Here is a 26,667-nt window from a genome sequence, read left to right as displayed (position 1 = left end):
ATGACGTTAAAAGAATTGGTTCAACAGTCAGATAATATTGTGTTTTTTGGTGGAGCCGGCGTATCTACAGAGAGTGGTATCCCGGATTTTCGAAGTGAGACAGGAATTTATAATACAATCAAACGATATAAACGGTCGCCGGAAGAGATATTATCCCATTCCTTTTTTGTAGCCCATCCGGATATATTTTATGATTTTTATAAAAGTACCATGCTCTATCTGGATGCAAAGCCAAATGCAGCCCATCTGGCGCTGGCAAGACTGGAAGAAATGGGTAAACTGAAAGCCGTTGTTACCCAGAATATCGATGGATTGCATCAATTAGCCGGAAGTAAGCGGGTTTATGAGGTTCACGGTACGGTACACCGGAATTATTGTATGCGCTGCCATGAATTTTATGACACAGAGTATATTTTAAAGGCGGACGGTATTCCGAGATGTGAAAAATGCGGCGGTATGATCAAACCGGATGTGGTCCTGTATGAAGAAGGGCTGGATGAAATGACAATTACAGCCAGTATTCACGCCATTCAGAAGGCTGACGTACTCATCATTGGCGGAACTTCTTTGAATGTTTATCCTGCGGCGGGTTTTATACAGTATTACAGGGGAGATAAGCTGGTGCTGATCAATAAGAGCGAAACGCCGTATGACAGAAAGGCAAATTTATTGATTCATGATAGTATTGGTAAAGTATTAGGAGATGTACTTAGTGATTAAAAAGCAGAATTTTTATTTCAAATCAACAAATAAAGAAACAAAGGTTCATGGTATATGCTGGATTCCTGAGAATGGGAAGGTAAGAGCTGTCCTCCAGATCGTTCACGGAATGGTAGAGTATGTGGACAGATATGATGATTTTGCACGGTTTTTGTGTGCGCAGGGTATTGCAGTTGTTGGAGACGATCATCTGGGTCATGGTGATTCGGTGGCTTCGCAGGACGACTGGGGATATTTTGGCGATAATGGTTTTGAGTGTATCGTCAATGATGTTCGTAAAATACAAAAACAGTTTAAAAAACGTTTTCCGGGAGTGCCTTACTACATTCTCGGACACAGCATGGGCTCTTTTTTAACACGCTATTTTCTGATCCAATATGGAAAAGAGGTAGACGGGGCGATTATTATGGGAACGGGTTACCATTCCGTGCCTGTTGCTGTTTTTGGGAAAGGGCTTACCCGGGTCATGGCTGCGGTGAAGGGATGGAAGTATCGCAGCAGGTTTGTCAATAAGATGGCTTTTGGTTCCTATAATAAAGGCTTCACTCCGGCCCGGACAGATTTTGACTGGATAACCCGGGATGAGGCAATGGTGGATGCCTATATTGCCGAACCGAGATGTCAGTTTGTGTTCACACTCAATGGTTATCATGAGATGTTTAAAGGACTTGCCTTCATTGCTCAGAAAACAAATCTTAAAAAGATGCCGAAGCAGCTTCCGGTGCTGTTTATTTCCGGAGGAGACGATCCGGTGGGAGGTAAGGGGCAGGGAGTTCAGAAGGTTTATGACATGTTCGTTCTGGCAGGAATGGAAAATATGGACATTATTTTCTATGAAGGCGGACGGCATGAAATTTTGAATGAGATTAATCGTAAAGAGGTTTATGATGATCTGTATGACTGGCTGAATAAGGAAATTTCGTTAAAACATTGAAAATACAGGGGAATTAGTGTAAAATAAGATGGATATCGTGTGAAGAAAAAGTCAGTTAGTGTACAGGAGGATAGAAGATGGGCTTATTTGGTAAAAAGAAGGATTTTTGGGATGAAGTCGATGATTCATCTATGAAAGAATCCGGATCTCAGACTTTATCAGAAGAGGAAGAGGCGGATATCCGGAGAGAACTGGATGAAATGGAGGATGACGGATGGCATCCGACTCGAAGCACGCCGCTGAAGGCTGTAGCCCGGATTTTCTTATTTATAGCAGCGGCTGTGATGTGTATTTCCGGATATGCGGTATATACATATTTTAGTAATGGCGGCAGTATGTCGTCCGAACCGGATTATTATCACAGCAGTTTCTTTGGCGAGGAATACCAGAGGAATATGGTTCAACTGCTTCATTTAGTTCAGGCCATAGAAACCCGTGGCGAAATATCCGGAAACGAATTGGAACAGGCCAATCAGGATCTGATAAAAAATTATATGAATGTGGATGGAAACTTCTCTTTTGCCGTATATGATGCGGATGATCATGAAGTGATCGTCAGCAGTGAAGATGCGGTAAATCGGATTGAGGCCAGCCATTATTTTGTGAAACTTGATTCGACAGAAGGCCAGTTCAACCTGAGTACAGGTATGAATAATGATGCCTTTGATGAGGCTGCCTGGAAGGAAGAATTGATGTCCTGCAGCGGAACTTATACAATCTATGCGGCGGTGGATAACGAGCTTACATCGACTGCCGATGGATTTTACGAAAGCTATCAGGATTTCAAGGATTTAAATTCTGTCTTTGGAATTGCAAAGATCGCGATCATTGTGTCAGCGGTCATTTTCCTGATTTTATTGATTTTCTCGATTATTGCAACAGGAAATGTCAGTGGTTATCCGGATATTAAGTTATCCTGGTTTGATAAGATTTTTACAGAAATCTCCATCATACTTATTGTGGCCTTTGGCGGAGGCAGTATTTACGGTGCCTGGTATCTGCTTGGCACGACCTACAGTTTCCGGCTGATTGCAGCCGGTGCGGCGCTGGTGCTGGCTTATATTTTCCTGATACGGGGATATTTTAGTATCGTCCGCCGGATAAAAGCGGGAACTTTTATCAGCAATATGCTGATTTATCGAATTTTTGAGGTAATAGGAAATTTTCCTGTAGTACCGAGAGTTTTGTTGATCATTTTGCTGCTTGTTCTGTTGAACGGAGCTTTGGTGTTTGCGTTATTTAAACTGGATGCTTTTGAGCTCTTTGGAATTCCGGTTGTATATGTGCTTGTACCGATCGTGTTTGTCCTGGAAAATATCTGCTTTATCAGTTGGGTTATTCGTAAAGGAAACTCGGAATACGAAGATGATGCGGATGAGGAAGATAGCGAGGAAGATGATGCGGAAGAGCATGAAGAAGTTCCAGAGACTTCCGTGCCGATGGGTGTCATCGGAGATACACGTCCGGCAAATGAAATGGAAGCGGACCTTGCAAAGGCGGCTGCCCTTGCAAAAGAGGCCCAGACACCTGTGGCGTCGGATGATTGGGAACATATGGATCTGGGCGCTTCGGTGGATATGGCGATTCATGCAGAAGGCGCTGACGATATAGGGCCGGAGATTAAAGAGTCGGAAAATGATCGCACGGTGATGCTGCCTAAAGAAGAGATTGCAAGTCTTCTCGACGGAACTGCCATGGTCAGAAATTCGGCGACATCCTTTGATTTTATTCAGTTAAATAAGGATATCCGTAAACTTCATCGGGGTATTCTGAAAGAAAACGGTATTGCAGTGACACTTAGAGCACCAGATAAACCGATTGTTCTGGAGATGAATAAAGAAGATATGTGGAAAGCTATTTCGATGATCTATGATAATCTGGAGCAGTATGCAGAGCCGGATTCCAGAGTATATGCAGAAATGTATACACAGGAAGGTAAGTTGATTTATATTGTAAAAAATGCGGTGAAAGCGGAAGCGGCGGAGGCAGCGAAAGCTGTGACAGCTCCGGGAGCCGAGTTGATCGGCGGGTTGAAAACTGCAAAAGAGATTATTGAGAAGAATCATGGGAAATTTGTTGTTGCAATGGACGGCAATATTTTCAAAACAGGTATTCTGATTAATATGGTACAGGAATAGTAGGAAGGCGCTGGCTTGAATTGTTTCATATGAAGGATTCGGACAGCGCCTTCGTTTTATAATTATGAAAGAGGGGAGAATAATGATATTACATTATCCATGTCCAAACTGCGGTGCAGAGATGACCTATGACATTAAAAAGGGGAAACTGCACTGCGGACACTGTTCTGGAGAAATAGCACTGAGTTCGATCATACAGCAGAGTACATCCTGGACGGCTGAGGGAGGAACTTCAACTGAAATTGATGGAAAAATATTGGCAGGTGCGGAATATCATTGTCCGAACTGCGGCGGTCTGATGATTACAAAGGATAAAGAAACATCGACGATGTGTGCCTATTGTGGTGCACCGATGATTCTTACGGATCGATTGACCGGAAAAAGGCGTCCGGCAAAATTGCTGCCTTTCCAGTTGGACCGTCAGGATGCGGAAAAAGCCTTTCGCAAATGGTGTCGGAATGGGCGGTTTGCGCCAAAGGGTTTTACATCGGCGGAAAATATTCAGCGTTTGAAGGGGATGTATATTCCCTACTGGTTATTTCAATTTGATACCCGGGTGGATATATCTGCCCAGGCAACGAATGTGCGGATATTCCGTCAGGGAGACTATCAGGTGACGGAAACTGAATTTTACGATATCCAGCGTGCCTATAAATTACAGTATAAGGATATTCCTCTGGGTGCTTCGCGTCAGTTGGAAGATGGGGAAATGGCGAAGTTGGAACCGTTTAATTTTAACGAGTTAAAGACCTTTGATATGCCTTATCTGGCCGGTTTTGATTCATCAAGTTATGATTTTGATGATGGGGAGCTTTCACCATCGGCAAAGGATAAAGTCAGGAAATATGCCGGGGACTATGCACAGGGAGCCGTTTCCGGTTATTCAACGGTCCATCTGAACGGGCATACGGTGAATTTTGAACGGGAGGAAGAGGCGTTTATTTTCGTTCCCATCTGGTTTGTGGATTATAATTATCATGGCAAGGTTTACAAATTTATGATGAACGGACAGAATGGCCGGATTGCGGGGACGCCGCCGACCAGCAGAGGGAAAATGGCCGTATGGTGGGCAGGAATTTCCGCCGTATTATTTATAATCACTTTCATTGGTTCAATGATATAGAATTCAGGGTATGGAGGAAAATGATGTGAAAAAATTATATACATATTTATTGTTGGCGATGATATGGTCCTGTGCTCTGTTTGGATCTGCTGGAATAAGGGCGCTGGCCGACGATGCCTATGTGGGTATCTTTGATGATGCGGGCATTTTGGCGGAAGACCAAAAAACGGGACTTTCGTCACAGATACAGGCGCTGGAGGCGGAGTATGAGATTCACCTGATGATCGTTACGACCGAGGATACGCAGGGCAAAGAAGTCGCGGATTATGCCGATGATTTCTTTGAAGATCATAATGGCGCCGGCACATCCGGCGCCGGTCTGCTATTATTGATCGATATGCAGCACAGTGAGCTGTATATATCTACCAGTGGAGAAGATATCATACATACCTTTACGGACAGCCGTCTGGACAGTATAATGGATGATATATATGACGAGGCGGTCAATCATAATTTTTATGGAAGCTGTCAGCAGTTTTTGACCGGAGTCGATCATGTCCTCGGCGGACCAGAAACGTCGGATACAACAGATGAAACAGAAAGTGAAAAAGAGCCGCGCTTACTGGGAAATGTTTTAGATGAGGCCGTATTACTTACGGAAAGTGAAGTGGGAAAGCTGGAACAGAGAATCGGAGAATTGGAGTCAAAGACGGGGTTTCGAGTCCTGATCACGACGACAAACAGTACCGGGGGCAAAACAAGCCGTGATTATGCGGAGAATTTTTTCAAGAACCATAACGACAGTGGCAGAGTGCGTAATGGGCTTGTCTATCTGATTAATATGGAAGCTCGGGAAATTTATGTGTATGCCGCGGGAAATTCTGTTATGGAATCATTCTCTGAAGCAAATATTGATAAAATGCTTGATCGTATTTATAAGAAGGTCGGAGATGGCAAGTATTATAAAAGCTGTGATGTATTTTTAGATAATGTAGAGAGATATGGTGTGGAAGGCGGAAATAAATTAACAGCAGGCAGACTGCTTCTGCAGCTCGCTGCCTGTATGATCGTCGGGGCAGTCATCGTATTTTTCCTGGCCAGGAACCGGGGCGGCAAAGTCGTTGCCGGAGTCAATAATTATTTTGTTGCCGGTGGGGCCAATGAAATTTTGCACCGGGATCAGTTTATAAATCGGACAGTGACTCGTCAGAGAATTAAGTCGGATGATGACGATAACTCCCGGGGTGGCCGGAGCAGTGGAGGAAGTTCCGTTCATCGGAGCAGAAGCGGGACAATGCATGGTGGTTCGGGACGAAGCTTCGGCGGCGGAAGCAGAGGCGGCGGACGAAAGTTTTGATATTAGGGTGTTTTAATTTAGAAAAGGATGAGGTATAATATCCACAAATTAATCAGGAGGGAAGCAATATGAATATCACAAATGACATTAAATATGTAGGCGTGAACGACCACAAAATTGACTTATTTGAGGGCCAGTACGTTGTTGAGAATGGAATGGCATACAATTCTTATGTGATCATAGATAAAAAAATAGCGGTCATGGATTCGGTTGACGTTCACTTTACCCACGAATGGCTGGATAATATTGAAAATGCAACAGGGAGAAAGGCACCGGATTATTTGATCGTACAGCATATGGAGCCGGATCATTCGGCGAATATTGTCAATTTTATGAAACTTTATCCGGAGGCGAAGGTCGTAGCCAGCGCAAAAGCCTTTGCAATGATGGAACAGTTTTACGGGGATGAATTTTCTGACCGGCAGATCATCATTAAAGAAGGCGATACACTCTCTCTTGGAACTCATGAACTTTCTTTTGTAGCGGCGCCGATGATTCACTGGCCGGAAGTGATGATGACTTATGATGCCCATGATAAAGTATTATTCTCCGCAGATGCTTTTGGTAAGTTCGGAGCTTTGGATGTGGAAGAGGACTGGGCCTGTGAGGCACGTCGTTATTACTTTGGTATCGTAGGAAAATATGGTACTCAGGTTCAGAATCTGCTAAAAAAAGCGGACAAACTGGATATACAGACGATTTGTCCGCTCCATGGACCGATGCTGTCAGAGAACCTTGGCTATTATCTGAACTTATATAATACATGGTCTTCCTATGGTATTGAGACAGAAGGCATTGTTATTGCATATACATCGATTTATGGGAATACAAAAAAAGCAGTAGAAATTCTGGCAGATAAGCTTCGCGCGAAGGGCTGCCCAAAGGTTGTTGTCAATGACTTGGCCCGTTGTGATATGGCAGAAGCTGTGGAGGATGCCTTCCGTTACGGCAAGCTGGTTCTTGCCACGACCACGTACAACGCAGATATCTTTCCGTTTATGAAAGCGTTTATCGATCATTTACTGGAACGCAATTTCCAGAACCGGAAAATCGGTATGATTGAGAATGGCTCTTGGGCGCCGATGGCAGCCAGAGTGATGAAGAAAATGCTGGAAGGCTGTAAGAATACATCGTTTACGAATACGACAGTTTCCATCAAATCTGCATTGAATGAGGACAGCAATGCTCAGTTAGAGGCCATGGCCGAGGAACTTTGTAAGGATTATCTTGCTCAGAAGGATGAGACGGCAAATAAAAATGATATGACGGCACTTTTCAAGATTGGATATGGTCTTTATGTGGTCACATCCAACGATGGTACAAAGGATAATGGTCTTATTGTAAATACGGTATCCCAGGTTACGGATAATCCAAACCGCGTTGCCGTCTGCATTAATAAAGCCAATTATTCGCATCATGTCATTAAGCAGACCGGCATTATGAATGTGAACTGTCTGTCCACGGAGGCGCCGTTCAGCGTGTTCCAGAACTTTGGATTTCAGAGCGGCCGGACGGCGGACAAGTTTGCGGATATTGAGCCGCTGCGTTCCGATAACGGGTTGGTATTTTTGCCGAGATATATTAACGCTTTTATGTCTTTGAAGGTAGAACAGTATGTGGATTTCGATACTCACGGAATGTTTATCTGCACAGTGACAGAGGCGAGGGTGATTTCCGATGTGGAGACAATGACTTATAATTATTATCAGAGTAATGTTAAGCCAAAACCGGAAACAGAAGGTAAAAAAGGTTTTGTCTGCAAAGTATGCGGTTACATTTATGAAGGGGATGTACTTCCGGACGATTTCATTTGTCCGTTATGTAAGCATGGTGCAGCAGACTTTGAACCCATCGGATAAAAAATAACAAGGCTGTGAGGATGCGCTGGTTATTCAGCAGTTCCTCACAGCCTTGTTTTTTAATTTACGCGAAGCAACGAGCCAAACGGACATGCTTGCATGTCCGCTTGGCGACTGCCGTGATAACGAGCGAAACTCGCTAAGCGTGTTTCGTCTCGTTGTCTTCGAAGTTATGAACGTGGTCGAGAAGTTCATTTTTCAATTCCCAGAGAGGTTTTGAAAGATCGACATAGACCTCCTGAGGGTTGACCAGACGGCGGGATTCATCCCACAGCGTTTCTAATTCCCCGGCGCAGTAATCCCGGATATCCATGACCGCAGGGGATTCATAAACACAGCGGCCGTTTTCGAAGATTGGAACGAGCAGTTCGCGAACGGTATAAGTTCCGCCCCGCAGCCAGGTTTTTTTCCATGTGGAAATCGGATCAAAAATCATCAGTGTGATATCTGAGTCGTAGGTTTCATTGGATAAGGCGATTAAATCGGCACGAATCTTTCCGGTCTTTTTATCATAAAGACGAAAGACGGTTTTGTTTCCCGGATTTGTTACCTTTTCGATATTCTCTGAAACTTTAATCTTTGGAATGAAGTTTCCGTTTTCGTCGGATACGGCAGCCAGTTTGTAAACACCGCCGAAAGCCGGACAGTTTTTGGACGTGATCAGGTTGGTACCTACGCCCCAGGAGGTGATCTTTGCACCCTGAGTATGAAGACTGTCGATCAGATATTCATCCAGATCGCTGGAAGCGGAGATGATGGCATCGGTATGACCGGCCTCGTCCAGCATCTTTCGGGCCTGTTTGGACAGGTAAGCCAGATCGCCGCTGTCCAGACGGATACCGTAAAGTTTTGAGTGGATGCCTTTGGCTTTCATTTCATCAAAGACCTGAATGGCATGAGGCACACCGGATTTTAAAGTGTCATAGGTATCGACCAGAAGCAGACAGTTATCCGGGTAAAGACCGGCATAATTGCGAAAGGCTTCCAGTTCGGTTTTAAAGCTCATGATCCAACTGTGCGCATGAGTGCCCTTCACCGGAATATCGAACATCTGGCCAGCCAATACGTTGGAGGTTCCAACACAGCCGCCGATGACCGCGGCGCGGGCACCATAGGTTCCGGCATCCGGGCCCTGGGCACGACGCAGGCCAAATTCCATAACACCTCCGCCAGCCGCATAGACAACGCGGGCCGCTTTCGTACAGATAAGACTTTGATGGTTAATAATATTCAAGATAGCGGTCTCTACAATCTGGGCCTCCATGATCGGGGCGATGACCTTAAGCAGAGGCTCTTTCGGAAATACAACGGTACCTTCAGGGATGGCGTATATATCGCCGGTAAAACGGAAATCTTTTAAGTATTCAAGAAAGTCTTCCTGAAAGAAACCGGTGGAGCGCAGATAGTTAATGTCTGTTTCATCAAAATGCAGTCCTTCAATATATTCAATGACCTGAGCCAGGCCTGCGGTGATTGAATAAGCCGCATCTTCCGGATTGGAACGATAAAAGACATCAAAGATGACCGTTTCGTTGGTTTTATTTTTAAAATACCCCTGCATCATGGTCAATTCATATAAATCGGTTAATAACGTTAAGTGTGATGTATCCATAATAATATATAATACCTTTCCGTATATAGTTTTAACAAATTATACCGCGCTACAAGAAAAAATGCAAATTTTTTAGAATCTGGTTGACAAACATGATAATGTTTGTTATATTACATATATAACAAACATAACAATGATAATATTCCTAAGAAGGAGGTATGTTCTATGGATTTTAATAAATATACTCAGAAATCTCTGGAGGCAGTGCAGTCTTGCCAGAGTCTGGCTCTTGAATACGGGAACCAGGAGATAGATCAGATTCACCTGCTATATGCGTTGTTGAATAAAGAAGACAGTCTGATCGTTAAACTGATGGATAAGATGAATGTGAATACGGCCGGATTTGTTTATCAGACCGAAAAGGTACTGGCCGGACATGTAAAGGTCCAGGGCGGCCAGCAGTACATGAGCCAGGATCTGAGCCGGACCTTTACCCAGGCAGATAAAGAAGCCAGACAGATGGGCGACGAGTATGTTTCGGTGGAGCATTTGTTCCTGGCGCTGCTTGAAACAGCGAATAAGGAACTGAAAACCCTGTTTAAAAATTTCCAGATTCAGAGAAATGGATTTTTGCAGGCACTGATGGAAGTACGGGGGAACCAGAGAGTGACAACGGATAATCCGGAAGGCACTTACGACAGCCTGAGTAAGTATGGAGAAAACCTTGTAGAGAAAGCCAGAAATCAGAAATTAGACCCGGTGATCGGCCGTGACGGTGAGATTCGAAATATTATTCGGATTCTTTCCCGTAAGACGAAAAATAATCCGGTGCTCATTGGTGAGCCAGGTGTAGGTAAGACGGCGGTCATTGAAGGACTGGCGCAGCGTATCGTCCGGGGAGATGTACCGGATGGATTGAAAGATAAGCAGATTTTTTCACTGGATATGGGCGCTCTTGTAGCCGGGGCAAAATACAGAGGTGAATTTGAGGAGCGTCTCAAAGCCGTGCTTGAAGAAGTGCGCAAAAGTCAAGGACAGATTATTTTATTTGTGGATGAGCTGCATCTGATCGTTGGCGCAGGTAAGACCGACGGCGCTATGGACGCAGGGAATATGCTGAAACCGATGTTGGCCCGTGGTGAACTTCATTGTATCGGGGCCACTACCCTGGATGAATATCGCCAGTATATTGAAAAAGATAAAGCACTGGAGCGTCGTTTTCAGCCGGTAACGGTGGATGAACCGACGGTGGAGGATACGATCTCCATTCTCCGTGGCTTGAAAGAGCGGTATGAAGTCTTTCATGGTGTAAAAATTACGGACAGCTCTCTGGTGGCGGCGGCGGTATTATCAAACCGTTATATATCCGATCGTTTTCTGCCGGATAAGGCCATCGACCTGGTGGATGAAGCCTGTGCCCTGATCAAGACCGAACTGGATTCCATGCCGACGGAGCTGGATGAGATATCCAGAAAGATTATGCAGCTTGAGATTGAAGAGGCAGCTCTCAAGAAAGAGGATGACCATTTAAGTCAGGAGCGTCTGTCAGCTATTCAGAAAGAGATATCTGAATTTCGTGAAGATTTTCAGGTCAAGAAGGCTCAGTGGGAAGCGGACAAAAAGGATGTGGATCAGGTCCGTATCCTCAGAGAGCAGATAGAAAGTGTAAATAAAGAGATTGAAAAGGCCCAGAGAGAGTATGATCTGAATCGGGCTGCGGAACTACAATATGGTAAATTGCCGGAACTTAAACGTCAGCTTGAAGCTCAGGAGCAGAAGATTCATGGCGCAGAGGATTCTCTTGTGCGTGAGCAGGTAACGGAGGATGAAATTGGAAGGATTGTTTCCAGATGGACCGGAATTCCGGTAGCTAAACTGACGGAAAGTGAACGTCAGAAAACGCTGAATCTGGACAAAGAACTTCATAAGAGGGTCATTGGTCAGAATGAAGGTATCGATAAAGTTACAGAAGCGATCATACGTTCCAGGGCAGGGATTAAGGATGAGACAAAACCGATTGGTTCCTTTATGTTCCTTGGTCCTACAGGTGTAGGTAAAACCGAGCTGGCCAAGGCTCTGGCAGAAAGCCTTTTCGATGACGAATCGAATATCGTCCGTATCGATATGAGCGAATATATGGAGAAGTTTTCTGTATCTCGACTGATCGGAGCGCCTCCGGGATATGTAGGCTATGAGGAAGGCGGTCAGTTGACGGAGGCTGTGCGTCGGAAACCATATTCGGTCGTGCTCTTTGATGAGATTGAAAAAGCCCATCCGGATGTATTTAATGTACTGCTTCAGGTACTGGATGATGGTCGAATCACCGATTCACAGGGACGGACCGTTGATTTTAAAAATACAATTTTAATTATGACTTCCAATATTGGTTCTGGGTATCTGCTTCATGGCATCAACGAAGCCGGTGATATCGAAGCATCTGCAGAAGAACAGGTTATGAATGAACTTCGATCTCATTTCCGTCCGGAATTCCTGAACCGTTTAGATGAGATCATCATGTTTAAACCGCTGAGCAAAGACGATATCCACAGCATTATCGATATCCTGATGAAAAATCTTAATAGGCGTCTGGCAGATCGGGATATTTCCATTGAACTGGATTCTGCGGCAAAGGATTACATTATTGAACAGGGATACGATCCGGTTTACGGCGCGCGGCCATTGAAGCGTTTCCTTCAAAAACATGTGGAAACCCTGGCCGGAAGGCTTATTCTTTCCGATGCGGTGCTGCCGGGCGATGTCATTTTGATTCGCTATGATGGGGAAAAACTGACAGCAGGTGTAAAAGAAATGTAATGAGTTATAAACGGATTGCGGGCAAGAGGTCAAAGACTTCTTGCCTTTTTTCTGTTGAGATATGTCGATGGATAATGATTGAAACTGAACGAGTTTTTGTGATAATGTAGATATATCCAAGAGGCCCAAATGGGTATGTGTTTTTCAGAAGCTTTATTCAAAGCAAAATATCCAATAAAAGTTCTTTGACAATTTGAGAAGGCTTTACACGTTTAATTCTTTTCGATATAATAAAGATGTTGAACAATATTATTTATATTGAAAAGGCGGTGATTGAAAGTGAGTGTTGATATGAATGAAAAAGAAATGATAAATAATCTTATTGACAAATATACGGACTTACAGAGGATAAAAACAGCCGAAGATAGTGAAAAGGAGATAAATTACCAGTTACGGGTTTTAAAAGCAAAACTGGAATCTTTTGGTGTTATCACAAGTGATTTGGATATGAATTAGTAACAAAATAGTAAGCATAAATTAGAGTGTAAGGCTTTCTCACAGGACAAAGGCTTTACACTTTTCAAAAGGATTGATGGCAGAATGTCGGCTATTTTATTGGCGGATCAGTGGATGCCGCCTGAACTGCGATTGGAAGATCATCTGAACAGTCTTGGATACCAGGTAACTTCTGTTTCGGAAGCAGAGCTGGTGAATATGGTAAAGATGCATCCATTTGACATGATTATATGGGCAGTAGGGTCTTTGGGTGATAGCGAGAAAAAGATTTTCGATGAACTTCGGTTATTTTCAGATGTGCCGGTATTAGGAATTCGAATGAAAGGGATATCTGAACCTGAGGCAGAAGATGAGAAAAAATGGCTGGACACGGTGGTCGAGGTGCCTGTGGACAGTGAAAAGTTGAAAGAGTGTATGATATATTATTTGCGGGAAGCCTACAGGCGCTCCCATGATATGCGTCTGTATCAGTATAAGAGCCTGAAGATCAGTAATGGTTCTATTAAAAAAGCGGAGATAAATCAGAGAGCTCTGGATTTGACCGTTAAGGAATATATGATCCTGAGCCTTTTGATGCGTCACCGGAACCGGATTTACACAAAGGCAAGTTTGTATGAGGCCGTTTGGCGTCAGCCCTATACCGGAGATGATAATGCAGTGAAGATACATATCAGCAACCTGCGAAGTAAACTGAAAAAGGCAGACCCGAAGACTCGTTATATCGAAACTGTCTGGGGACAGGGATATCGAATGGGAGCTGTTGCAAAAGAAGATGAATAATCTGCTTTTGCAACAGCTCCATTTTTCATATTGTTTCATGCTGTTTATCAATATAAGGTTTTACGACCTTTATAAATTCATTTTTACGAGGCCACCACCAGTCGGCTTCCACCGAATCTTTAATAAATTCACCGGTTGGCGTATAGATTGGAAGTTTACCTTTGGGATATTCAACCCACTGGCAGAATTCATCATATCTGGTCTTAAAAAGCATCTCTGCACCCTGGATTTCAAATTCCGGGATTGGAAGTCTGAGTCGTTTTACATAAATCTGACAAAAGGCATTGTCATGATAATTGCCACTGTCAACAATCTGCCGGATATTTCCGACATGTTTTAAATATTCCGGAAGGAGTTTCAGGCCGAGTCGTTCCCTGGTAAGTGTGACAACGGCATGAGAAAAGGTTTCTTCCGGGTCGATGTGTCCGCTGACAGGAAGGTCATAAAGGCCGGGAAAAACATCCAGATCCTTCGAACGCTGGATAAAGTAAAGCCATCTTCCATCTGGTTCATCCCCATACATCCAGAGGTGGACAACCTGATGGAGCAGGCCGCGTGCGTGAACGACAGACCATTTTTCTGCGCCGATCAAATTAAACATATCATCATATATTTTAACAATATCATCTTTCTTTTGCATATCGGACTCCTTTATGTTCATCATCTATATTATTCAAAAAAATCAGAAACAAGTGCGTTGACCATTTTTCCGTCGGATCTGCCTTTTACAAGAGGCATGAGTTCTTTCATGATCTTGCCCTTATCTTTCGAAGTCGGTGCGGTCAGTCCGAGTTTATCCAGAACCTGCTGAATGGTTGCCTTGATTTCATCTTCTGTCATAAATTTCGGTGCAAATTCTTCATATACCCGGATACGGAATTTACATTGGTCAATGATATCGATGCGATCCGCCGGGGCAGAGTCCAGAGTTTCTTTTAATTGTTTGATTTCCTTTACTACAACTTCATTCTCCTCCGCTTCGGTCAAGTCGCTGCGCTTGTCGATGGCTTTGTTCTTTAAAGAGCCTAGAAGCATGGAAAGTGCATCCTTTCGTTCCTTATCTTTAGCCTTCATAGCGGCAACCATCTCGCCGCGAATCTGTTCGATCTTACTCATTAAAAATCCTCCCATCCTTATGTCATTGCTACAACCTTTATTATAGCACTTTAATGATTTTTGGGAAGGGAGGAAATCTGTTCTTTTTTTAGTTCAGAGATTAAATCAACAATCAATTGGAGTTGTTTATCGGAAAGTCCGTCGACACTCAGTTTCATATCATATTCCAATCCGAGCAGGTAGTCGGTGGTACAGCAGAAGATGTCCGATAATTTTATGAGCATATCAACGGAGGGAAAACGTTCTGCCTTTTCGTAGGAGCTGATCAGACTGGTAGACACACCAGCACGCTTCGCCAGTTGACTTTGATTCCAATAATATTTTAAGCGAAGTCCGCGGAGACGGTTTGCAAATTCAGACATATTTTACCCCCTTTTTGATAAAACTGAAAACAGAAGGATTTGTAACATATGTGTAAATAAATTACATAGTCAGTGTAACCATTAAACCAAAACTTTAGGTGGAAATAATTTACGCTGTTAGTGTAAAATAGAGGTATATTTGTGAAAAGAGAATTTAAAATGAAGAAAGCAAAGAAAAGTCTTGGGAAAAAAGAATATCAGTTTTCCAAATCATATTACCGAAGAAAGCGCGAACTGATAAAACGTATGTTTGGCGGGAAAACCGGTCGAAAAAATGGCATTTGCCATGGCAAAAAAAGCGATGATATACTATAATATAAAAATGACCGAGAAAGTAGTATGAACGGCGATGAACAGAGAAAATGGTAAAAAACTACGGCTTCAACAGCAGAAATTTATGGAGAAGCTGATTAGTGATACTGAGCAGGCCGTTGCAAGGATGCTATTTAAAATGACCAGCGATAAGCTGTTGGTAGAGGATGTGATGATCGCCACATGGACAACGGCGTGCCAAAAAGTTGATATACTGCTATGCCACGAAAATCCTCATGGATGGATCATGAAGGCAGCAAAATTTCATATGCTGAAAGAATTGGAGAAACGTCAACATATTGATGAACACGAAATGCTGGTGTTGGATAAACTGGAAACATATATGGTACAGGAAGCTCAGATCGAGCTGGAATTATCAGAAACGCTGAAAGCTTATTTAAATGAGGATGAGTACAGGGCGGTCATTCTGAGATATTTTTATGATACGGATTATTCGGATCTGGCTGAATATTTTCATATCAGTGAGAGCAGTGCGAGAAAACGAGTCAATAGGGCCATACATAAATTGAGAAAGGTGAGTCTGGATTTATGGCATGAATGACAGGCGGCCGGCATATAGTGTAGCAATAATAAAATTTGCAGGGAAACCTATGAAACGAGTAGTGGCGGTAATGGTGTTGATGGGCTTTTTAGTCCTGTCTGTTGTTTTTTACGGTCGTACATATTCACGGGTAGCGGCGGCGATTTCCAATGCTTCCGGTGGGGAGACAAAGCTTCGGGTGGTCATTGACCCTGGCCACGGAGGCAACGATCCGGGCGGCATAGGTGTATCAGGGGTACTGGAGAAGGATGTAAACCTTTCAGTAGCCCTATTTTTGAAAGCAAATCTGGAAGCACAGGGATTTGAGGTCATTATGACGCGAGATACGGATAAGGCATTGTACAGCAGTGAAAGTTCTTCAAATAAAAAGAAAGAGGATCTGGCTAAACGGATTGAGATCATTACAGAAGCAAAGCCGGATTTTGTTCTCTGCATCCATCAGAATATTTTTACGGATGCAAAATACAGTGGCGCTCAGGTCTTCTATTATCAGGATTCAGAAGAGGGAGCGCGTCTGGCATCCTGCCTGCAGAACCAGCTCATTGCGGGAGTTGATCCGGAAAATACCCGGGTGCCGAAATCCAATATGAACTATTATATGTTGAAAAACTCTCCGGTGCCAATTGTCATTGTGGAATGTGGATTCCTGACCAATACAGAAGAAGAGGCAAAGCTTGGAACGGAGGAATATCAGCGGAAACTGGCCTGGAATATTTATCTTGGAACGATGCATTATATCAATAGCGAAGGTCAGGACAGCACCGGAACGGAAACCGATGCAGAGTGATTCGGTGATTTCTGCAGAAGGGGTAGAAAAAAGCCAGGATAAAGCTTATAATAAAAAAAACACCACGGAAAAATGGAGATGGAATGGATGGAAACCATTGTTTGTAAGATAAGTGAAACAGCGGAACAGGTCTGGTTGAAAGAGGCAGGAGAGATACTTGCAGCCGGAGGTCTGGTGGGAATTCCTACGGAGACGGTGTATGGATTGGCAGCGAATGCTCTCGATGCGGAGGCGGCAGCAAAGATTTATGCGGCAAAGGGAAGACCATCGGATAACCCGTTGATCGTGCATATTTCAGATATATCCATGCTTGAAGGCCTTGTATCGGAGATTCCCGACACGGCCCGGAAGCTGGCGGAAAAATTTTGGCCAGGGCCATTGACGATGATATTTCCGAAGAGTGATGTGGTTCCCTATGGAACGACAGGAGGGCTGGATACGGTGGCTGTTCGTATGCCGTCCCATCCGGTGGCACGCAAACTGATCGGAACAACGGGAATTGTCCTGGCTGCACCGAGTGCCAATACGTCAGGACGTCCAAGTCCGACACGGGCGGAACATGTCTATGAAGATTTAAACGGAAAGATCGATATGATATTGGATGACGGGCCGGTAGGCATTGGCATTGAATCAACGATCGTGGATGTGAGTGGGGATGTGCCGATGATCTTGCGTCCGGGATATATTACCCGGGAGATGATGATGGAGGTTGTGGGCGAGGTTTGTGTGGATCCGGCAATTTTGAATGAAAACAAAGATAAGAATTTCCGGCCGAAGGCACCGGGGATGAAATATAAGCACTATGCACCGAAGGGGGATCTGACGCTTGTTTCGGGAACCAGTGAAAAGGTGGTAGAAAAAATCCGGGAGCTGGCTTCGGAAAAACTGGCGGCAGGATTCCGGGTGGGGATCATTGCCACAGAGGAGACGAAGGCGTTGTATGCAATGGCCGGACCTCAGGCGGTTTCGCCAGTCGTGATGAGCATAGGTACCCGAAAGGATGAGAATACGATTACGCATAATCTTTATGATATTCTGCGGCGAATGGATGGAGAAAATGTTTCCTATATATATTCGGAAAGCTTTGGAGAAGGCAGCAGAGGTCAGGCAATCATGAACCGTCTGTTGAAGGCGGCCGGACATCAGCAGATTTATGTATAAAAGGAACAAAGGAGGGGTATAAAATGAGCGGAAAGCGGAAAGATTATATTACCTGGGATGAATATTTTATGGCGGTGGCCCGGCTGGCCGGACTGAGGTCCAAAGATCCCAACAGTCAGGTGGGGTCCTGTATCGTCAGTACGGATAATAAAATATTGTCGATGGGTTATAACGGTTTCCCTTTAGGTTGTTCAGACGACGAGTATCCATGGGATAGAGAAGGTGAGCCGTTGGACACAAAGTATGTTTATGTGACCCACAGCGAGTTGAATGCGATCTTGAATTATCGGGGCGGTAACCTGGAGGGAGCCAAAATTTATGTGTCACTTTTTCCGTGTAATGAGTGTGCAAAAGCCATTATTCAGAGCGGTATAAAGGAAATCATATATGGGGAAGATAAATATCCTGATACACCGGCAGTCATTGCTTCGAAGCGGATGTTGGATTCGGCTGGAGTTGTTTATCGGAAGTATGATTCCTCGGGAAGAAAAATTGAATTAGAAATTTAATTTAAATGAACTGTCTTGCAATCTATGACGATGTTGAATATTTGTCTAGGATTGCATGACAGTTTTTGCATTTTATCTGGAAACTTGATGGAATTTTACATTGAAGATATACAATGGGTGTGATATAATCTTTTAAATGGTCAAATAATAATAAAGAGTGAATTTTTTGTGAGGAGGTGAGAGAGTGTTAGAAAATATTTTAAAATCAGTGAATGATGCGGAGGCACAAGCCGAAGAGATTATGAAAGCGGCAGAGGCCCAGGCGGCGTCGATTTTGGAAGATGCGAAAGCCCGGGCCGGAGTTATGAGAGAAGATACGTTTCAAAGGTTGAAGTTGAAAAATCAGGAAATGGCAGATGCAATGCATCAGGAGGGTAGTCTTCGGCTGGAGGCTGCGGCGGCGGAGGCTCAAAAGGAAATAGACGCGCTGAACGAACTGGTTGTTCCCAAAAAGAAAGAAGCGGTCCAGGCAGTGCTTTCCGTACTGATTTAGTTAGTGACATGATAGATGGGATAACAAAGGGAAAAGGAGGGATGTGGATATGGCAGTATTGCAGATGCAGCGTATCAGTATGTGTGCGTTGAAAAAGAACAGGAAAGCAATCCTGGAACGTCTGCAGGAACTGGGCGCCATGGAGATTGATATCCGTCTGGAAGATGACAGCGGATATAGGACTATGGATGTCAGTAATTCCAGAGCCACATTTGAGAAACAGGCACAGACAGCCGACCGGGCGCTGGATATTTTGCAGAAATATGCGCCGGAAAAGACGGGGATGCTGTCATCCCTGGCCGGTAAGCCTTTGATTGACAAGGCATTGTTTGAGACGGCTGTTCAAAATCAGGAAAGATATGTTGAGACAGCGCATCAAATTGTTGACCTGGATAAGCAGGTCGCAGAGAAAACAGCAGCGGTTCAAAAGCTTAAAGATCAAATGGAAGCGCTGGTTCCATGGCTTGGGTTACCTGTTCCGGTAAGTTTTCGGGGAACACGCAAAACGGCCGTACTCATCGGCACGATCAGTGGGACAATAAGTCTGGAAGAAGTCTATGGCATGATTGGACGTTTTGCTCCGGAGATTGAAGCTTTGGATGTGGAGATCATTTCTGTGGACAGAGATTTTACTTATCTTGCGGTGATATGTCTGTCAAAAGAGGCTCAGACGGTGGAAGATGCGCTTCGGGCCGGAGGTTTTGCAAAACCGGCTCAGGCAGTAGATAAAGTTCCGACCTTATACCGGGAAGAACTTCAGTCGCAAGCGGAAATGCTGCAGAAAGAGATTCGGGCGCTTCAGCAGGAGATTGGCGGTTTTTCAGATAGTCGGCAGGATCTTCGGCTTGTATCTGATTATTATCGGATGCGTGCGGAGAAGTATGAGGTCCTTGGAAAGCTTCCGCAGACAGCCAATACCTTCGCATTGAGCGGATATGTACCGGCAAAGGATGGGGAGCGGATACTCCATGAATTATCCGATAAATATGATGCGGCTGTTGAACTGGAGGACATAAAAGAAGATGAGGAAGCCCCGGTACTTCTCAAAAATAACAGTTTTACAGAGTCTGGTGAAGGTGTACTGGCTTCTTTTGGATTTCCGGCGAAGGGTGAGATTGATCCGACGGCCATTATGACAGTATTTTATATATTTCTGTTTGGACTTATGCTGTCAGATGCGGCCTATGGACTCATTGTGTCCGTAGTCTGCGGTGTCCTTTTGAAAAAGTATCCGCGGATGGGAATGAATATGCGGAAGTCCATTAAATTGTTTTTCTGGTGCGGCTTGTCTACTTTATTCTGGGGTGTTATGTTCGGCGGTTATTTTGGCGATGCGATCAATGTCGTTTCGAGGACCTTTTTCGGACACGAAGTCGGTATTCCGGCATTGTGGTTTGTACCGCTGGATGAACCGATGCGGCTTCTTGTATGGGCAATGTTGTTTGGACTGATTCATATGTATACCGGAATGATTCTCAAAGGTTATATGTATATCCGGGACGGAAAGTATATGGATTGTATCTGCGATGTGGGCCTGTGGCTTTTGCTGCTGACCGGCCTTGTGCTGATGCTGGTGCCGAGCAGTATATTTGCCTCTGTATCACAGATGATCATTGTGTTCCCGGAACCGGTGAATCTGCTGGCGAAGGGGATGGCCATCGTCGGAGCTGTTGGTATTTTACTGATGTCCGGACGGAGAAAGAAAAACAACTGGGGCCTGCGGCTTGCGCTGGGAGCCTATGACTTATATGGTCTCACAAGCTGGCTGAGTGATGTGTTATCTTACTCCCGTCTGCTTGCACTGGGACTTGCAACAGGTGTTATTGCTTCCGTGTTTAACCAGATGGGCAGCATGTTCGGCGGCGGAGTTCTGGGTGCGATCATTTTTATTATCGTGTTCATCATAGGACATACATTTAATATTGGCATTAACCTGCTGGGAGCTTATGTACACACCTGTCGTTTACAGTATGTGGAATTTTTCGGAAAGTTTTTTGAAGGCGGTGGAAGGGAATTTCACCCGTTTCGATCGAATACAAAGTATGTTGAAGTTAAGGAGGAAACAAGAATATGAGTGAATTATTTACAAATGGTACGGTATGGGCGCTGCTTGGCGTGGCACTTGCAGTAGTTTTATCCGGATGCGGTTCCGCATACGGTGTTGGTGTGGCCGGTCAGGCGGCGGCTGGTGTAGTAACAGAGGATCCAAGTAAGTTTGCCAAAGTTTTGATCATGCAGTTGCTGCCTGGTACACAGGGCATTTACGGTCTTCTGGTTGCTTTCGTAACCCTTTCCAGAATTGGTATTTTAGGAGGAAGTGAGCCGGAACTGGTAAAAGGCCTTTTGATTTTTGCGGCCTGCCTTCCAATTGGTATTGTTGGTCTTGTTTCCGCCATTCATCAGGGAAGAACTTCTGTAGCGGCTATCGGCATTGTAGCTAAAAAGCCGGAACAGTTCGGTAAAGCCATGCTGTTGCCGGCGATGGTAGAAACCTATGCGATTCTTGCTCTGCTTGTTTCTATTCTCGCCATCTTTTCTATCTGACAGGCCTTCGAATAGGCGAGTGATGGTGTGAGAAAAGAAAGGAGAGCTTTAGAATGACAGGATTGGAGAAAATTACAAACCAGATTCTGGAAGAAGCTAAAACCTCCGCAGCCGCGGTGCTTGAAGCGGCACAAAAGGAAGCCGGGGAGATTCTTGAGGAAGCGAAGAAAGCCTGTGAGGCTATAGAAGCTGAGGCAGATGAAAAAAATGCCCTTTTGAGAGAAAATTATGACGGCCGGGTTAAATCTTCTGTGGAGCAGCAGCGGCGAACAGCGATTTTGCGGGCAAAGCAGGAGACGATTGCCCAAGTGATCGCGGAAGCTCAGGAAACTTTGAGAACGGCGGATACGGAGAGCTATTTCCGGACGATGGAAAAAATATTAAAAGCCTATGCACTGGCGGAAAATGGCGAGATTTATTTCTCTGCCCGGGATATGGCCAGAATGCCGCAGGATTTTGAGAAAAAGATCGCGGCGGCGGCAGAGGCAAAAGGCGGGAGCCTGGTTCTGAAAAAAGAACCAAAAGCGATTGAGGATGGTTTTATTCTTGTCTATGGCGGCATTGAAGAAAACTGTACCCTGAAAGCGTTATTTGATGCAAAGAAAGATGAGCTTCAGGATAAAGTAAATGAGATTTTGTTTTTATAGAAGCCGGTTCGCCATAAAAGGAGGATTGTGATGTCTAAAACACAGTATACCTACGCGGTTGCGCGAATCCGTGCTTTGGAAGTATCCCTGTTTTCAGCGTCGACGATAGAGCAGTTGATCGCCTGTAAGGATGTAGAGAGCTGTCTCAGATTTTTGCAGGATAAAGGTTGGGGCGGTACGGATGTACCGATGGATGCTGATGCGATTTTGACGCGGGAACGGGAAAAGATATGGGAGACGATGGAGGAAATGCATGTGGACATGGATGTGTTTAATGTATTATCCTACACAAACTGGTTTCATAATCTGAAAGCTGCGGTGAAGGAGGTTTGTACCGGGAAGAGCGGCGCCAACATTTTTTATGAAGGAACGCCGATTCCGAAGGAGGAGATGCTCCGGATCATTAAGGAAAAAGACTATAAAGCCTTACCTGAAAATATGCAGACCGCAGCAGAAGAGGCAGTCGAGGCGCTGCTTCATTCAGGGGATGGACAGTTATGCGATATTATTATTGACCGTGCGACGATGGAAGCGATTAAAGAAGCGGGGCGGGCATCAAAGGATGATATCATCCGGGATTATGCCGAATCTACCGTAGCCGTAGCCAATATTAAAATCGCAGTACGGGCGTTAAAAACCGCGAAGTCATTAGAATTTATGCAGCGTGCTATGGCTCCCTGTGACAGTCTGAATGTGGACGGACTGGCCCGTGCAGCGCTGGCAGGCATGGATTCGATTATTGAATATTTGAATGGCAATGGATATGCAGCAGGAGCAGAGGCGCTGAAGGAATCGCCTTCGGCTTTTGAACGCTGGTGTGACAATCGAATTATCCAGACCATTAAGCCACAGAAGACCAATCCATTTTCCCTTGGCCCTCTGGTAGCTTATGTGATTGCAAGGGAAAATGAAATAAAAACGGTGAGAATCATTCTTACCTGTAAGCAGAATGGCTTATCCGATGATTCTATCCGGGAAAGGGTAAGGGAAATGTATGTATAAGATTGCAGTGATCGGTGCATATGACAGTATTTATGGTTTTGCGGCGCTTGGACTGGATACATTTCCGGTATCCGATGTCCAGGAGGGGGAGGACACGCTGAAAACGCTGGCTTCCGGTGAATATGCGGTAATTTATATTACGGAGGCGCTGGCGGCGGAGCTGGCCCATGAGATAAGCAAGTATCGGGAACAGGTACTTCCGGCCATCATTCAGATTCCGGGAGTATCCGGGAATACGGGTGCCGGTGTGGCAGGCGTTAAGAAGTCTGTAGAGCAGGCGGTTGGTTCCGATATTATCTTCAGCAATAATTAGAAAGTGGGTGAATCCATTTAATGAGTAGAGGTACAATTAAGAAAGTAGCAGGACCGCTGGTTATCGCTGAAGGTATGCGCGATGCCAATATGTTTGACGTGGTGCGTGTCAGCAGTCAGCGGCTCATTGGTGAAATTATTGAGATGCACGGGGATGAGGCATCTATTCAGGTATATGAGGAAACTTCGGGACTTGGACCGGGTGAACCGGTAGAGTCCACCGAAATGCCTTTGTCGGTAGAACTTGGCCCTGGTCTGATTAAGAGTATTTATGACGGTATCCAGCGTCCGCTGGATGATATTATGAAGGTATCCGGCAATAACTTAAAGCGCGGCGTTGAAGTGCCGTCGTTGAAACGTCATCTGAAATGGGAATTTGTTCCGACAGTGAAAGTCGGCGATGAAGTCGAGAACGGAGATATCGTCGGTACCGTACAGGAAACAAGTGTTGTTGAGCACCGGATCATGGTTCCATATGGTATCAAAGGACGAATTAAAGAGATTAAAGCCGGAGAATTTAATGTTGAAGAAACCATAGCAGTTATCGAGACGGCCGATGGTGATAAAGAGATGTCGCTCATGCAGCGGTGGCCGGTGCGTAAAGGCCGTCCATACAAGAAAAAACTTCCGCCGAGCATGCCATTGATCACCGGACAGCGGGTTGTCGACACATTTTTCCCAATTGCCAAGGGTGGCGTAGCTGCCGTACCGGGACCCTTTGGAAGCGGTAAAACAGTTATTCAGCATCAGCTGGCAAAATGGGCGGAGGCAGACATCGTTGTTTACATTGGATGCGGCGAGCGTGGTAATGAGATGACGGACGTTTTGAATGAATTTCCGGAATTGAAGGACCCGAAAACAGGAAAATCCCTGATGGAACGAACGGTTCTGATCGCAAATACATCGGATATGCCTGTGGCGGCCCGGGAAGCTTCCATTTATACTGGTATAACGATTGCCGAATATTTTCGTGATATGGGGTATTCGGTGGCTCTGATGGCAGATTCTACTTCCCGATGGGCAGAGGCTCTTCGAGAAATGTCCGGTCGTCTGGAAGAAATGCCAGGTGAAGAAGGTTATCCGGCTTATCTGGGGTCTCGTCTGGCCCAGTTCTATGAGCGTGCAGGGCATGTGATCAATCTGGGTAAGGATGGCAGAGAGGGAGCCCTGTCGGTTATCGGCGCTGTATCCCCTCCGGGTGGAGATATTTCCGAGCCGGTATCCCAGGCGACACTGCGTATCGTTAAGGTATTCTGGGGACTGGATTCGGCGCTGGCTTATAAGCGCCATTTCCCGGCAATTAACTGGCTGACCAGTTATTCCCTGTATTTGGATAATATTTCCGGATGGTTTGACAAAAATGTATCCGAAGAATGGATGCAGGATCGTCAGCGGATGATGGCGCTGCTTCAGGATGAAGCGGAATTGAATGAAATCGTTCAGATGGTCGGTATGGATGCATTGTCTGCACCAGACCGTTTGAAGATGGAAGCGGCACGCTCTATTCGTGAGGACTTTTTGCATCAGAACTCTTTCCACGATGTGGACACTTACACATCATTGAAGAAACAGCTTTTAATGATGCGTCTGGTGCTTGCTTATTATGACAAGTCCATGGAAGCATTGAAAAACGGGGCCAGCGTGCAGGGCCTGATCAAGATACCGGTACGTGAACAGATTGGCCGATATAAATACATCGTTGAAGAAAAACTGGATGCCGAGTATGAGAATGTAATGAATACTCTGGACGAACAGATTAAAGAAGTATGCGGAAGGGAGGACTTCTAAATGCCAAAAGAATATAGAACGATACAAGAAGTAGCCGGACCGCTGATGTTGGTAAAGGGCGTCGAAGGTGTTACCTATGACGAACTGGGCGAGATTGAACTGGCCAATGGGGAGACACGTCGATGCAAGGTTCTGGAGGTCAACGGAACCGATGCACTGGTACAGCTTTTTGAAAGCTCTACCGGCATCAATCTTTCGAATAGTAAAGTACGTTTCCTTGGAAGAAGTATGGAGCTCGGAGCTTCCGGGGATATGCTTGGCCGTGTATTTGACGGTATGGGCCGGCCGATCGATGATGGGCCGGAGATTCTTCCGGATAAACGGTTGGATATCAATGGTCTGCCGATGAACCCGGCGGCGAGAAGTTACCCGAATGAATTTATCCAGACCGGCGTTTCTGCCATCGATGGTCTGAATACGCTGGTACGTGGACAGAAACTGCCGATTTTCTCTGCATCCGGTCTGCCTCATGCGGCATTGGCTGCGCAGATTGCCAGACAGGCGAAGGTTCGCGGTAAGGATGAAAAGTTCGCCGTTGTGTTTGCGGCTATGGGTATTACTTTCGAGGAATCCAATTTCTTCGTGGACAGCTTTAAGGAGACAGGGGCCATCGACCGTACCGTTCTGTTTATGAATCTGGCCAATGACCCGGCGGTCGAACGTATCGCAACGCCGCGTATGGCGCTGACTGCCGCTGAATATCTGGCTTTTGAAAAGGATATGCATGTTCTTGTTATCTTAACGGATATTACAAACTATGCGGATGCCCTGCGTGAGATTTCCGCAGCCCGTAAAGAGGTACCGGGCCGCCGCGGTTATCCGGGATATATGTATACGGACCTTGCCAGCCTGTATGAACGTGCCGGACGTCAGAATGGAAAAATCGGATCTATTACGATGATTCCGATTCTTACTATGCCGGAGGATGATAAGACCCATCCGATTCCTGACCTGACTGGTTACATTACCGAGGGACAGATCATTTTGAGCCGTGAGCTTTACAGAAAAGGTGTGAATCCGCCGATTGATGTACTCCCGTCACTGTCCCGTCTGAAAGATAAAGGTATCGGTGAAGGAAAGACTCGTGGAGACCATTCCAATACATTGAATCAGCTGTTTGCGGCCTATGCCCGGGGCAAAGACGCTAAGGAATTGATGACCATTCTTGGAGAAGCGGCACTTTCAGATATTGATCTGATTTATGCAAAGTTTGCTGATGAGTTTGAAAAGGAATATGTATCTCAGGGATTTAACACGGACCGGGATATTGAGGAAACATTAAATATTGGATGGAAGCTTTTGTCGATTCTTCCGCGAAGCGAGCTGAAACGTATTGACGATGAGTATCTGGATATGTATTACGGTAAATTTTAAGACCTGAACAAAGAAGAGGTGATGA

The 26,667-nt window shown here is 45.1% G+C and carries 26 protein-coding genes; 22 read left to right on the top strand and 4 right to left on the bottom strand.

Going from position 1 to position 26,667, the window contains the following annotated elements; all coding sequences use genetic code 11:
- The 6 genes from EV212_RS05880 to EV212_RS05855 all read left to right on the top strand — a co-directional run bounded on the left by EV212_RS05880 (position 1) and on the right by EV212_RS05855 (position 8,071).
- Positions 1-720 carry an NAD-dependent protein deacylase gene (locus EV212_RS05880; RefSeq protein WP_132090315.1) on the top strand — a complete coding sequence of 240 codons (720 nt, stop codon included), beginning with the start codon at positions 1-3 and terminating at the stop codon, positions 718-720.
- Complete coding sequence (locus EV212_RS05875; RefSeq protein ID WP_243115476.1) at positions 713-1,654, top strand: alpha/beta fold hydrolase; 942 nt, start codon at positions 713-715, stop codon at positions 1,652-1,654. Before EV212_RS05880 ends, EV212_RS05875 begins: the two co-directional genes overlap by 8 nt.
- A gap of 77 nt (positions 1,655-1,731) precedes the next feature.
- Positions 1,732-3,792 carry a hypothetical protein gene (locus EV212_RS05870; RefSeq protein WP_132090310.1) on the top strand — a complete coding sequence of 687 codons (2,061 nt, stop codon included), beginning with the start codon at positions 1,732-1,734 and terminating at the stop codon, positions 3,790-3,792.
- An 82-nt stretch (positions 3,793-3,874) separates the two neighbouring features.
- Positions 3,875-4,915 carry a TFIIB-type zinc ribbon-containing protein gene (locus tag EV212_RS05865; RefSeq protein WP_132090307.1) on the top strand — a complete coding sequence of 347 codons (1,041 nt, stop codon included), beginning with the start codon at positions 3,875-3,877 and terminating at the stop codon, positions 4,913-4,915.
- A gap of 25 nt (positions 4,916-4,940) precedes the next feature.
- Positions 4,941-6,212: a TPM domain-containing protein gene (locus EV212_RS05860; RefSeq protein ID WP_165873315.1), complete on the top strand. Its 1,272-nt coding sequence runs from the start codon at positions 4,941-4,943 to the stop codon at positions 6,210-6,212.
- 68 nt (positions 6,213-6,280) lie between these two features.
- On the top strand, positions 6,281-8,071 hold the full coding sequence (locus EV212_RS05855) for a flavin reductase (protein WP_132090301.1): 1,791 nt from the start codon (positions 6,281-6,283) through the stop codon (positions 8,069-8,071).
- Between the two features lie 139 nt (positions 8,072-8,210).
- Here EV212_RS05855 and EV212_RS05850 read toward each other — a convergent pair whose 3' ends face one another.
- A complete protein-coding gene (locus EV212_RS05850) occupies positions 8,211-9,683 on the bottom strand; it encodes a nicotinate phosphoribosyltransferase (RefSeq protein WP_132090298.1) in 1,473 nt (490 codons plus the stop codon).
- 165 nt (positions 9,684-9,848) lie between these two features.
- Between EV212_RS05850 and clpB the strand changes: the two genes are divergently transcribed.
- The 3 genes from clpB to EV212_RS05840 all read left to right on the top strand — a co-directional run bounded on the left by clpB (position 9,849) and on the right by EV212_RS05840 (position 13,673).
- Positions 9,849-12,437: an ATP-dependent chaperone ClpB gene (clpB, locus tag EV212_RS05845; RefSeq protein ID WP_132090295.1), complete on the top strand. Its 2,589-nt coding sequence runs from the start codon at positions 9,849-9,851 to the stop codon at positions 12,435-12,437.
- 279 nt (positions 12,438-12,716) lie between these two features.
- Positions 12,717-12,893 (top strand): hypothetical protein, encoded by a 177-nt coding sequence (locus tag EV212_RS13440; protein ID WP_165873309.1) that lies wholly within the window; start codon positions 12,717-12,719, stop codon positions 12,891-12,893.
- A gap of 84 nt (positions 12,894-12,977) precedes the next feature.
- Positions 12,978-13,673, top strand: a complete 696-nt coding sequence (locus tag EV212_RS05840; RefSeq protein ID WP_132090292.1) for a winged helix-turn-helix transcriptional regulator — start codon at positions 12,978-12,980, stop codon at positions 13,671-13,673.
- Between the two features lie 25 nt (positions 13,674-13,698).
- Here EV212_RS05840 and EV212_RS05835 read toward each other — a convergent pair whose 3' ends face one another.
- From EV212_RS05835 to EV212_RS05825, 3 genes are read right to left on the bottom strand one after another with little or no spacing between them, the layout of a single operon-like run.
- A complete protein-coding gene (locus tag EV212_RS05835; RefSeq protein ID WP_132090290.1) occupies positions 13,699-14,313 on the bottom strand; it encodes an NUDIX hydrolase in 615 nt (204 codons plus the stop codon).
- A gap of 29 nt (positions 14,314-14,342) precedes the next feature.
- Positions 14,343-14,789 carry a GatB/YqeY domain-containing protein gene (locus EV212_RS05830; RefSeq protein ID WP_132090287.1) on the bottom strand — a complete coding sequence of 149 codons (447 nt, stop codon included), beginning with the start codon at positions 14,787-14,789 and terminating at the stop codon, positions 14,343-14,345.
- A gap of 50 nt (positions 14,790-14,839) precedes the next feature.
- Entirely contained in the window at positions 14,840-15,151 is a 312-nt protein-coding gene (locus tag EV212_RS05825; RefSeq protein ID WP_132090284.1) for a helix-turn-helix domain-containing protein, read from the bottom strand.
- A 159-nt stretch (positions 15,152-15,310) separates the two neighbouring features.
- Here EV212_RS05825 and EV212_RS13435 point away from each other — a divergent pair, with 159 nt between their 5' ends.
- The 13 genes from EV212_RS13435 to EV212_RS05765 all read left to right on the top strand — a co-directional run bounded on the left by EV212_RS13435 (position 15,311) and on the right by EV212_RS05765 (position 26,642).
- Positions 15,311-15,466 (top strand): hypothetical protein, encoded by a 156-nt coding sequence (locus tag EV212_RS13435; RefSeq protein WP_165873314.1) that lies wholly within the window; start codon positions 15,311-15,313, stop codon positions 15,464-15,466.
- 34 nt (positions 15,467-15,500) lie between these two features.
- On the top strand, positions 15,501-16,025 hold the full coding sequence (locus EV212_RS05820) for a sigma-70 family RNA polymerase sigma factor (RefSeq protein WP_132090281.1): 525 nt from the start codon (positions 15,501-15,503) through the stop codon (positions 16,023-16,025).
- A gap of 49 nt (positions 16,026-16,074) precedes the next feature.
- Positions 16,075-16,812 (top strand): N-acetylmuramoyl-L-alanine amidase, encoded by a 738-nt coding sequence (locus EV212_RS05815; protein ID WP_132090278.1) that lies wholly within the window; start codon positions 16,075-16,077, stop codon positions 16,810-16,812.
- A gap of 87 nt (positions 16,813-16,899) precedes the next feature.
- Positions 16,900-17,973 carry an L-threonylcarbamoyladenylate synthase gene (locus EV212_RS05810; protein WP_132090689.1) on the top strand — a complete coding sequence of 358 codons (1,074 nt, stop codon included), beginning with the start codon at positions 16,900-16,902 and terminating at the stop codon, positions 17,971-17,973.
- Between the two features lie 23 nt (positions 17,974-17,996).
- Positions 17,997-18,482, top strand: coding sequence for a deoxycytidylate deaminase (locus EV212_RS05805; protein WP_132090275.1), 486 nt, complete (start codon positions 17,997-17,999; stop codon positions 18,480-18,482).
- Positions 18,483-18,666: 184 nt separating this feature from the next.
- Entirely contained in the window at positions 18,667-18,975 is a 309-nt protein-coding gene (locus EV212_RS05800) for a hypothetical protein (protein WP_132090272.1), read from the top strand.
- Between the two features lie 49 nt (positions 18,976-19,024).
- A complete protein-coding gene (locus EV212_RS05795; protein WP_132090269.1) occupies positions 19,025-21,049 on the top strand; it encodes a V-type ATP synthase subunit I in 2,025 nt (674 codons plus the stop codon).
- Positions 21,046-21,519, top strand: coding sequence for a V-type ATP synthase subunit K (locus EV212_RS05790; protein WP_132090266.1), 474 nt, complete (start codon positions 21,046-21,048; stop codon positions 21,517-21,519). The genes EV212_RS05795 and EV212_RS05790 overlap by 4 nt, the downstream gene beginning before the upstream one ends.
- A gap of 53 nt (positions 21,520-21,572) precedes the next feature.
- Positions 21,573-22,166: a V-type ATP synthase subunit E gene (locus EV212_RS05785; protein WP_132090263.1), complete on the top strand. Its 594-nt coding sequence runs from the start codon at positions 21,573-21,575 to the stop codon at positions 22,164-22,166.
- Positions 22,167-22,196: 30 nt separating this feature from the next.
- The gene (locus EV212_RS05780) at positions 22,197-23,168 is read left to right on the top strand and encodes a V0D/AC39 family V-type ATPase subunit (RefSeq protein ID WP_132090260.1); all 972 of its coding nucleotides are present in this window, start codon (positions 22,197-22,199) and stop codon (positions 23,166-23,168) included.
- Positions 23,161-23,481 (top strand): V-type ATP synthase subunit F, encoded by a 321-nt coding sequence (locus EV212_RS05775; RefSeq protein WP_132090257.1) that lies wholly within the window; start codon positions 23,161-23,163, stop codon positions 23,479-23,481. Before EV212_RS05780 ends, EV212_RS05775 begins: the two co-directional genes overlap by 8 nt.
- Positions 23,482-23,501: 20 nt before the next feature.
- Complete coding sequence (locus tag EV212_RS05770) at positions 23,502-25,268, top strand: V-type ATP synthase subunit A (RefSeq protein WP_132090254.1); 1,767 nt, start codon at positions 23,502-23,504, stop codon at positions 25,266-25,268.
- Positions 25,269-26,642, top strand: coding sequence for a V-type ATP synthase subunit B (locus tag EV212_RS05765; RefSeq protein WP_132090251.1), 1,374 nt, complete (start codon positions 25,269-25,271; stop codon positions 26,640-26,642). It abuts the gene before it with no gap.
- Positions 26,643-26,667: the final 25 nt, after the last annotated feature.

Source organism: Frisingicoccus caecimuris (genome assembly GCF_004340975.1).
Lineage (GTDB): Bacteria > Bacillota > Clostridia > Lachnospirales > Lachnospiraceae > Frisingicoccus > Frisingicoccus caecimuris.
This window is presented reverse-complemented; position numbering and strand designations above follow the sequence as displayed.